The 8,782-nt window shown below is 71.3% G+C and carries 9 protein-coding genes and 1 riboswitch; of the genes, 8 read left to right on the forward strand and 1 reads right to left on the reverse strand.

Features of this window, described 5'->3' with window-relative positions:
- Positions 1–1,386: an FAD-dependent oxidoreductase gene (locus CQZ88_RS13920; RefSeq protein ID WP_006945495.1), complete on the reverse strand. Its 1,386-nt coding sequence runs from the start codon at positions 1,384–1,386 to the stop codon at positions 1–3.
- A gap of 293 nt (positions 1,387–1,679) precedes the next feature.
- On the opposite strand from CQZ88_RS13920, the gene CQZ88_RS13925 reads away from it, so the two are divergent.
- The 8 genes from CQZ88_RS13925 to CQZ88_RS31025 all read left to right on the forward strand — a co-directional run.
- Positions 1,680–2,108, forward strand: coding sequence for a hypothetical protein (locus CQZ88_RS13925; RefSeq protein WP_006945500.1), 429 nt, complete (start codon positions 1,680–1,682; stop codon positions 2,106–2,108).
- 62 nt (positions 2,109–2,170) lie between these two features.
- Positions 2,171–2,581 carry a rhodanese-like domain-containing protein gene (locus CQZ88_RS13930; RefSeq protein ID WP_006945501.1) on the forward strand — a complete coding sequence of 137 codons (411 nt, stop codon included), beginning with the start codon at positions 2,171–2,173 and terminating at the stop codon, positions 2,579–2,581.
- Positions 2,578–3,801: an O-succinylhomoserine sulfhydrylase gene (locus CQZ88_RS13935; protein ID WP_006945502.1), complete on the forward strand. Its 1,224-nt coding sequence runs from the start codon at positions 2,578–2,580 to the stop codon at positions 3,799–3,801. The genes CQZ88_RS13930 and CQZ88_RS13935 overlap by 4 nt, the downstream gene beginning before the upstream one ends.
- A 212-nt stretch (positions 3,802–4,013) precedes the next feature.
- Complete coding sequence (locus tag CQZ88_RS13940; protein WP_006945503.1) at positions 4,014–4,964, forward strand: DUF808 domain-containing protein; 951 nt, start codon at positions 4,014–4,016, stop codon at positions 4,962–4,964.
- Between the two features lie 89 nt (positions 4,965–5,053).
- Positions 5,054–5,197, forward strand: a riboswitch (cobalamin riboswitch).
- Positions 5,198–5,276: 79 nt separating this feature from the next.
- On the forward strand, positions 5,277–6,251 hold the full coding sequence (locus CQZ88_RS13945) for an ABC transporter substrate-binding protein (protein ID WP_044476458.1): 975 nt from the start codon (positions 5,277–5,279) through the stop codon (positions 6,249–6,251).
- On the forward strand, positions 6,248–7,276 hold the full coding sequence (locus CQZ88_RS13950) for an iron ABC transporter permease (protein ID WP_006945506.1): 1,029 nt from the start codon (positions 6,248–6,250) through the stop codon (positions 7,274–7,276). Before CQZ88_RS13945 ends, CQZ88_RS13950 begins: the two co-directional genes overlap by 4 nt.
- Positions 7,273–8,079, forward strand: coding sequence for an ABC transporter ATP-binding protein (locus CQZ88_RS13955; RefSeq protein WP_102799912.1), 807 nt, complete (start codon positions 7,273–7,275; stop codon positions 8,077–8,079). Before CQZ88_RS13950 ends, CQZ88_RS13955 begins: the two co-directional genes overlap by 4 nt.
- On the forward strand, positions 8,079–8,782 hold a 704-nt coding region (locus tag CQZ88_RS31025), incomplete at its 3' end, for an MBL fold metallo-hydrolase (RefSeq protein ID WP_258008595.1). The genes CQZ88_RS13955 and CQZ88_RS31025, both read left to right, overlap by 1 nt.

Below are 8,782 nucleotides of genomic sequence, written 5' to 3' on the forward strand. Positions count from 1 at the left end.
TCAGGCCTTGTGCGGCTCCGAGGCGCGGAACATGTCCTCGCGCTCGACGACCTTGACGCGCTCGCGGCCCTCGGCCTCGCCGAGGCTGCGCTCGTGCGCGTCGAGGCGGTACCAGCCCTGCCAGGTGGTGTAGGGCAGCTGCTTGTCCTCGAGGAAGGCGACGATCGCGTCCTCGGACGGGTCCTCGGGGTTATTGAGCAGCCCCTGCGCCCGGTCGGCGAGCAGGTTCGCGACGGTCTCGTTCGCATCGCCCTTGGTGTGGCCGATCAGGCCCACGGGGCCGCGCTTGATCCAGCCGGTGACGTAGGTCGCCTGCAGGTAGCGGGCGGTGCCCTCGGCGGCGTCGTCCGCGACGACGCGTCCGGCCTCGTTGGGCACGGTGCCGGCCTGCTCGTCGAACGGCAGCTTGGCGATGTTCTGCGACAGGTAGCCCACGGCCCGGTACACGGCCTGGACCTCCCAGTCACGGAACTTGCCGGTGCCGCGGACGTTGCCGGTGCCGTCGAGTTCGGTGCGCTCGGTGCGCAGGCCCACGACCTTGCCGTCCTCGCCGAGGATCTCGGCGGGGGACTCGAAGAAGTGCAGGAACAGCTTGTGCGGGCGGTCGCCGACGTCGCGGATGGCCCAGTCCTGCAGGGTGTTGGCCACCATGTCGACCTGCTTGGAATTGCGGCGCGCCGCCTCCGAGCCCTCGTCGTAGTCGATGTCCTCGGGGTCGACGATGACCTCGATGGTGGGCGAGTGGTCGAGCTCACGCAGCTCGAGCGGGGTGAACTTGGCCTGGGCGGGACCGCGGCGGCCGAACACGTGCACCTCGACGGCCTTGTTGTTCTTCAGGCCCTCGTAGACGTTGGCGGGGATCTCCGTCGGCAGCAGCTCGTCGCCGGTCTTGGCCAGCACCCGGGCGATGTCGAGGGCGACGTTGCCGACGCCGAGCACGGCGACCTTCTCGGCCTCGAGCGGCCAGTGGCGGGGCACGTCCGGGTGGCCGTCGTACCAGGAGACGAAGTCGGCGGCGCCGTAGCTGCCGTCGAGTTCGATGCCGGGGATGTTCAGGGCGCGGTCGGCGTTGGCGCCGGTGGAGAAGATCACCGCGTCGTAGAAGCGGCGCAGGTCCTCGAGGGTGATGTCGGTGCCGTAGTCGAGGTTGCCGAGCAGCCGGACCTGGGGCTTGTCGAGCACCTTGTGCAACGCGGTGATGATGCCCTTGATGCGCGGATGGTCCGGGGCCACGCCGTAACGGATGAGACCGAACGGGGCGGGCATCCGCTCGAACAGGTCGATGCTGACCTCGGTGTCGGACTTCATGAGCGCATCGGCGGCGTAGATACCGGCGGGGCCGGCACCGACGATCGCGACGCGAAGGGGACGAGTCTGATCGGTCATCAGGGGTCAACTACCTCTTCGGTGTGCGGACGGACGTGGTTCAGCTTAATTGAGGAAGGGAGCCGGCAGGGGTGGCTGCCATGGGCACGCGGGAGCGGCAGGAACTGCGCGACGAACCGGGCGTGACGAGAAATCGCTTCAGCGACAACACATGTGGGCGCTCACTCGACACAGGTCGACGGCGAGACGTCGAACGAGGTGCGTAGAGGCCATGGGCAATTCCTACCTCGAGAGGGTTTATTGGGGCAAATGCGCCCGCGGGGGGCCGTGCCCGCGCGGCCTAGGATCGCCCCATGGCAGCCGAACGCGCACCCGAACCCGACCCGGACGAAACGGACCGCAGCAGCGCGACGCCGTTCCTCGCGGCGCTCGCGATCATCGTGGTGCTCGTCGTCGGGGTGTTCGTCGCCCAGCTGGTGTCGCCGTCGGACAGCAGCACCTCCGGGACCGAGCTCGTCGTGCGAACGGTCGACGACTACGTCCGCGCGCACAACGCCGGCGACGCCCCCGCGCAGGACCGCTTGCGCTGCGACGGGCTCCCTGCCGACCGGGCCCCGCTGGCCGGCGTGGACAGCGAGGTGCAGCTCGAGGGCGTCGAGAACGTCGAGACGGACGGCGACCGGGGAACCGCCGACGTGCGCGCCCGGTTCGACGGGAACGAGCAGACCGCCACGTGGCAGTTCGTCCGGATCGACGACGTCTGGCGGGTCTGCACCTTCTGATCGGGGACCGGCGCCACCCGCCCGCCTGGTCGGCTCGCCGCGAACTGTGAAAAGCTGGTGCGGTGAGCTACGCAGGTGATATAACGCCGCAGCAAGCGTGGGAGCTGCTGCGCGAGAACCCGGACGCCGTGCTCGTCGATGTGCGTACCGACGCCGAATGGAAATACGTGGGGGTCCCCGAGACCTCCCCCATCGGGCGCCGCACCGTCTTCGTCGAATGGGTGCGCTACCCGGACGGTGCCCGCAACGCGGGGTTCGTCGAGCAGCTGAAGGACGCCGGCGTGACCGGCGGGCCGGTCGTGTTCCTGTGTCGCTCGGGACAGCGTTCCATCGCGGCCGCGGAAGCGGCCACCGCGGCGGGCCTGGCCCCGTCGTACAACATCGTCGAAGGATTCGAAGGCGGTCTCGATGCCGAGAGGCATCGCGGAGCCGAGGGCTGGCGGGCCGCGGGCCTGCCGTGGAGGCAGTCGTGAGCGCAATTCCCAGGGGCGGCGCCTTCGAGCGGCCGCTGCCGGCATCGGTGCGTCCCGCCACGCTCGGCGTGCGCGGCGGCACCATGCGGTCCGGATTCGAGGAGACCTCCGAGGCGATCTACCTCAATTCCGGTTTCGTCTACGAATCGGCCGAGGCCGCGGAGCAGGCGTTCACGGGCGACGTGGACCACTTCGTCTACTCCCGGTACGGCAACCCGACCGTGAAGATGTTCGAGGAGCGGCTGCGGCTGCTCGAGGGCGCCGAGGGCTGCTACGCCACCGCCTCCGGCATGTCGGCGGTGTTCACCTCCCTCGCCGCGCTGCTCGGCAAGGGCGATCGCCTGGTCGCGGCCCGGAGCCTGTTCGGCTCCTGCTTCGTGGTGTGCAACGAGATCCTGCCCCGCTGGGGCGTGGAGACGGTGTTCGTCGACGGCGAGGACCTCGACCAGTGGGAACAGGCGCTGTCCGTGCCCACGACCGCGGTCTTCTTCGAGACGCCGTCGAACCCGATGCAGACCCTCGTCGACGTGCGCCGGGTCTCCGAGATGGCCCACGCCGCCGGTGCCAAGGTGGTGCTCGACAACGTCTTCGCCACGCCGCTGCTGCAGCGCAGCCTGGATCTCGGCGCCGACATCGTCGTGTACTCGGGCACCAAGCACATCGACGGCCAGGGCCGCGTGCTCGGCGGGGCGATCCTCGGCCCGCAGGACTACATCGACGGCCCGGTGCAGCAGCTCATCCGGCACACCGGCCCGGCGCTGAGCCCGTTCAACGCCCACACCCTGCTCAAGGGCCTCGAGACACTGCCGCTGCGGATCCGGCACTCGGTGGAGTCGGCCGGGCGGATCGCCCGCTTCCTCCAGGACCACGCCGCGATCAAGTGGGTCAAGTACCCGTTCCTCGAGTCGCACCCGCAGTACGACCTGGCGCGGTCCCAGATGAGCGGCGGCGGCACGGTCGTGACCTTCGAGCTGGACGCCCCGGAGGGCGAGGGCAAGAAGCGCGCGTTCGAACTGCTCGACGGGCTGCGCATCGTCGACATCTCCAACAACCTCGGCGACGCCAAGTCGCTGATCACCCACCCCGCGACGACGACGCACCGGGCGATGGGTCCGGAGGGCCGGGCGGCGATCGGCCTGTCCGACGGTGTGGTCCGGTTGTCGGTGGGGCTCGAGGATCCGGAGGACCTGCTCGAGGACTTCGAGCAGGCGCTGAAGTAGCCCGCTGCCGCGTCGGAGGCGACAGCCACGTCGAGGCCGTACCGGCATCGCGGACGCCGACCCCCTGGGCCCGCCGAGTCGATGACACCGGCCGTACCGGACACCGAAGGAGAGCCGGCTCGGCGGTCGGGTGTGCTTCGGTAACGTACAAGTCGACCCGCAACTGCGTGTCGTTCGATCGGCTCTGCACAGCCGAACTGTGGGAGGTTCCCGTGGCTGGTGGTCTCGTCGCCCTGTTGGACGACGTCGCGGCACTGACGAAGGCGGCCGCGGCGTCCATCGACGATATCGGCGCCGCGGCCGGCAAGGCCGGGGTCAAGGCGGCCGGTGTCGTCGTCGACGACACCGCCGTCACCCCGCGCTATGTGCACGGGTTCACCCCCGATCGTGAACTGCCGATCATCCGCAAGATCGCGACCGGGTCGATCCGCAACAAGCTCCTGATCATCCTGCCGGTGGCGATGCTCCTGAGCCAGTTCCTGCCCCAGGCGCTGCCCTACCTGTTGATCGCCGGTGGTCTGTACCTGTGCTACGAGGGGGCCGAGAAGGTCTACGAAGCACTCACCGGTGGTCACCACGACGAGGACGCGACTGCGGGGCAGAGCGGGCCGGAGTTCGAGAAGTCGATGGTCAGCGGCGCGATCCGCACCGATCTCATCCTGTCGGCCGAGATCATGGTGATCTCCCTGGCGTCGGTCGAGGACGAACCGTTCCTCACCCGGCTGCTGGTGCTCGTCGTCGTCGCGATCCTCATCACCGCCCTGGTGTACGGCGCGGTCGCGCTGATCGTGAAGATGGACGACGTGGGCCTGTCGCTCGCCCGACGCCGATCGTCGTTCAGCCGACGATTCGGGCGGGGGCTCGTGGCCGCGATGCCGAAGGTGATGACGGTGCTCACCGTGGTCGGGATCGCCGCGATGCTGTGGGTCGGTGGCCACATCCTGCTCGTCAACGTCGGCGAGGCAGGATTCCATTGGCCGGCCGATCGCCTCCACGATCTCGAACACTGGTTCGGCGATCTCGTGCACGGCGGCTTCGGCGGTGTGCTGTCCTGGACTGCCGGGACCGTGGCGTCCGCACTCGTCGGGCTCGTCGTGGGCGCGATCATCGTCCTGATCGCGCACCTGATTCCGAAACGGAAGAAGCGCGGCACGGCGCACTGACGGTGTCGACGTCCTCCGATGGGGTCACCGGGGTGGGGAACCGGTCGAAGACGGCGTCGGGCCGCCGTCCCCGGACCCGGCGTCCTGCGATACGCTGCGGTGACCCCGCTTGCCGGCGGGGTGCCGCAGCGTATCGGTGAAGTCCGGTGTAATCCGGCACTGTCCCGCAACTGTGAGGCCGGCAGCGCGCTGCCGGACGAGTCAGGTCGGCCGGCGCGGCGGTCACGTACTGGTCCTCGGACGAAGGACGGTGTCGTGCCGCAACGGTGATCCGTTGCAGCCGTGCTGTTTTCGTCCTCCGCCTCACGGAGGATGGCTGTGCCTGCCCCCACTGCGCCCGCCCGCCGGCTGTTCGCTACCGGACTCGCCGCGCTCGCCCTGCTCGCCGCCTCGTGCGGCTCGAGCGGCGGATCCGACCCGGCCTCCGCGTCGTCCGGCGACGGCACCTTCCCGGTCACCGTGGGCTCCGGCGACGGCGCGATCACCCTCGACGCGGTCCCCGGATCGATCGTCTCCCTCAGCCCCACCGCCACCGAGATGCTCTACGCCGTCGGCGCCGGCGACCAGGTCGTCGCGGTCGACGACCAGTCCGATTTCCCCGCGGAGGCGCCCGTCACCGCCCTGTCCGGATACTCGCCGAACGTCGAGGCCGTGCTCGGCTACGAACCGGACCTCGTGGTCGCCATGGACGACGTCGGCGACCTCGTCTCCGGCCTCGAGGCGGCCGGCGTCCCCACGCTGCTGCTGCCCGCCGCCACCACCCTCGACGAGGCGTACACGCAGATGGAGCAGCTCGGCGCCGCCACCGGGCACGTCGGCGACGCGGCCGAACTCGTCGCCTCGATGCGCAGCGACATCGACGAGGTCGTCGCCGGGCTGCCCCCGCGCCCGGCCCCGCTGACCTACTACCACGAGCTCGACGACACCTACTACAGCGTCACCGGCGGCACCTTCATCGGCGGCATCTACTCGATGCTCGGCCTGCGTTCGATCGGCGACGCCGCCGGGGCCGACGCCTATCCGCAGCTGTCCGCCGAGTACGTCCTCGACGCCGACCCCGACCTGATCTTCCTCGCCGACGGGCAGTGCTGCGGTGTCACCCCGGACACCGTGGCCGCCCGCGCCGGCTGGGGCGAGCTGACGGCCGTCCGGTCCGGCCAGGTCCACGTGCTCGACGAGGACGTCGCCAGCCGCTGGGGACCCCGGGTCGTGGACCTCGTGCGGCACCTCGGGACGATCGTGGCCGCCGCGCCCGCGTCCGAACCCGCCGCGCAGCCCACCCGGTGACCCGCGCCGCGCGCCACCCGGCCCTGGTGCTCGGCGCGGCAGCCCTCGTCCTGGTGGTCGCGCTGCACGTCGGGGTGCTCGTCGGCCCCGCCGGGCTCACCGTGCGCGGCGTGTTCCTCGAGCTGATCGACGCCCTGCCGTTCGTCGACGTCGACTCCGGACTGACGACGCGGCAGCAGGCCATCCTGTGGAACATCCGGATGCCGCGGGTGGCGCTCGGCGCGCTGGTCGGCGCGATGCTCGCCATCGCGGGTGCCACCTACCAGGGGGTGTTCCGCAACCCGCTGGCAGACCCCTACCTGCTCGGCGTGTCGAGCGGGGCGGGCCTGGGCGCAACCCTCGCGATCGCGCTCGGCGGGGCGCTCGGCGCCGCCGGGGTGCCGGTCGCCGCGTTCGCCGGCGGCCTGGTGGCCGTCGCCGCCACGTACGCGCTCGGGCGCAGCGTCGGCGGGATGCGTTCGGAGGTCGTCATCATCCTGGCCGGCGTCGCGGTCGCGGCGTTCGCCAATGCGGCGCAGACGTTCGTCCAGCAGCTCTACGACGACACCCTGCGGCAGGTGTACACGTGGCTGCTCGGCCGCCTCAGTACCGACGGCTGGTCCGACGTGGTCGTCGTGCTGCCGTACGTCGTGGTGTCCGCCGCGGTCATCCTGCTGCACCGCCGGATGCTCGACGTGATGGCGGTCGGCGACGTGGAGGCCGCGAGCCTCGGCGTGAGCCCGGCCCGGGTCCGGCTGGTCCTGGTGTGCGTGGCCACCCTCGGCACCGCCGCCGTGGTCGGCGCCAGCGGGCTCATCGGCTTCGTCGGAATCGTGGTGCCGCACGCGATCCGGCTGATCGTCGGCCCGGGGCACCGGCTGCTGCTGCCGCTGTCGCTGATGATCGGGGCTGCCTTCCTCGTCCTGGCGGACGTGCTGGCCCGGACCGTGATGTCCCCGGCCGAACTGCCCATCGGCGTGGTGACCGCGGCCGTCGGCGCCCCGTTCTTCCTCGTCGTGCTGCGCCGGCATCGGGGGGTGTCGTGAACGCCGTCGACTGCCACGGCCTGAGCGTCGCCCGCGGCGGCAAGACCGTCCTGCACGGGGTGGACCTGCTTGTCGGACAGGGGGAGTGGGTCGCGCTCGTCGGGCCCAACGGCGGTGGGAAGACCACGCTGCTGCACGCGCTCGCGGGCCTGGTGCCCGCGACCGGCCGGATCCGCGTCGGCGGCCTGGACCCCGCTCACGCCGGACGCCGGGCGATGGCCCGGACGGTGGCGCTCATGCCGCAGCGGCCGGTGGTGCCCGAGGGCATGACCGTCGCCGACCTGATCCGGCTCGGCCGTACCCCGCACATGCCGCGGTTCGCGACCGAGTCGGCGCACGACCGCGAGGTGGTCGAGTCGGTGCTCGACCGCCTCGACCTGCGCGGGCTGGCCGCGCGGCCGGCGACCGAGCTGTCCGGCGGTGAGCTGCAACGGGTGGTGCTCGGGCGCGCACTCGCGCAGGAGCCGAAGGTGCTGCTGCTGGACGAGCCCACCAGCGCCCTCGACATCGGCCACCAGCAGCACGTGCTGGACCTGGTGGAGTCGATGCGCGCGGAGAACGGGCTCACCGTCCTCGCGGCCATGCACGACCTGACGTCGGCGGCGCTGTACGGCGGACGGCTGGTGCTGCTCGCCGACGGCCGCGTCGTCGCCGACGGCACGCCCCGGCAGGTGCTGACGGCCCGGCGGATCGCCGACGTGTACGGCGCGCGCGTCGAGGTGCTGGACCGACCCGGTTCCGGACCGGCCATCGTTCCGGTTCGCGGGAGCTGTTCCGGCCGAACCGAATCGGAGGGTTCGTGATGGAGGTCCTGCTGCTGGGTACGGGTGCGGCCGACGGCTGGCCGAATCCGTTCTGTACGTGCGCATCGTGCTCGGACGCGGCCGCCCGCGGCGAGATACGCGGGCAGACGGCGGCACTGGTGGACGACGTCCTCATGCTCGACTGCGGGCCCGAGGCGCCGCGCGCGGCCCTGCGCCACGGCCGCACCCTCGCCGGGGTGCGGCACATCCTGCTCACCCATTCGCATCTCGACCATCTCGGCCCGCAGGCGCTGCTGTTCCGTGCCTGGGCGACAGTGGATTTCGAGATCGAGGTGATCGGACCCCCCGACACGCTGGACCAGTGCCGGGACTGGGTGGGTCCCACCGACGCGGTGCGGTTCGTGCCCGTCGCGGCCGGGGACGTGCTGACGGTGGGCGAGTATCGGGTGCGGGTCCTGCCCGCCGCCCACCGGGTCCTGAGCGAGGGAGACTCGGTGCTCTACGACGTGCAGGGCCCGGGCGGCGACCGGTTGCTGTGGGCGTGCGACACCGGCCCGCTGCCCGCGGACTGGTTCGAGCGGGTCGCCGGCGCGGGGTACGACGCGGTCTTCCTGGAGGAGACGTTCGGTGACCGCATCGATCTGGGGGACGCGCACCACACGCTGCCCGCGTTCGGCGAGACGGTGGGGGCGCTGCGCGCGTGCGGGGCGGTGACCGAGCGGACAGACGTGGTGGCCGTGCA

The organism is Rhodococcus sp. ENV425, assembly GCF_002887785.1.
Lineage (GTDB): Bacteria > Actinomycetota > Actinomycetes > Mycobacteriales > Mycobacteriaceae > Rhodococcus > Rhodococcus aetherivorans.

What these genes read in the sequence shown, in the direction of transcription:
- CQZ88_RS13920 (WP_006945495.1), bottom strand. Translation starts at nt 1,386, where the DNA reads ATGACCGATCAGACTCGTCCCCTTCGCGTCGCGATCGTCGGTGCCGGC.
- CQZ88_RS13925 (WP_006945500.1), top strand. Translation starts at nt 1,680, where the DNA reads ATGGCAGCCGAACGCGCACCCGAACCCGACCCGGACGAAACGGACCGC.
- CQZ88_RS13945 (WP_044476458.1), top strand. Translation starts at nt 5,277, where the DNA reads ATGGCTGTGCCTGCCCCCACTGCGCCCGCCCGCCGGCTGTTCGCTACC.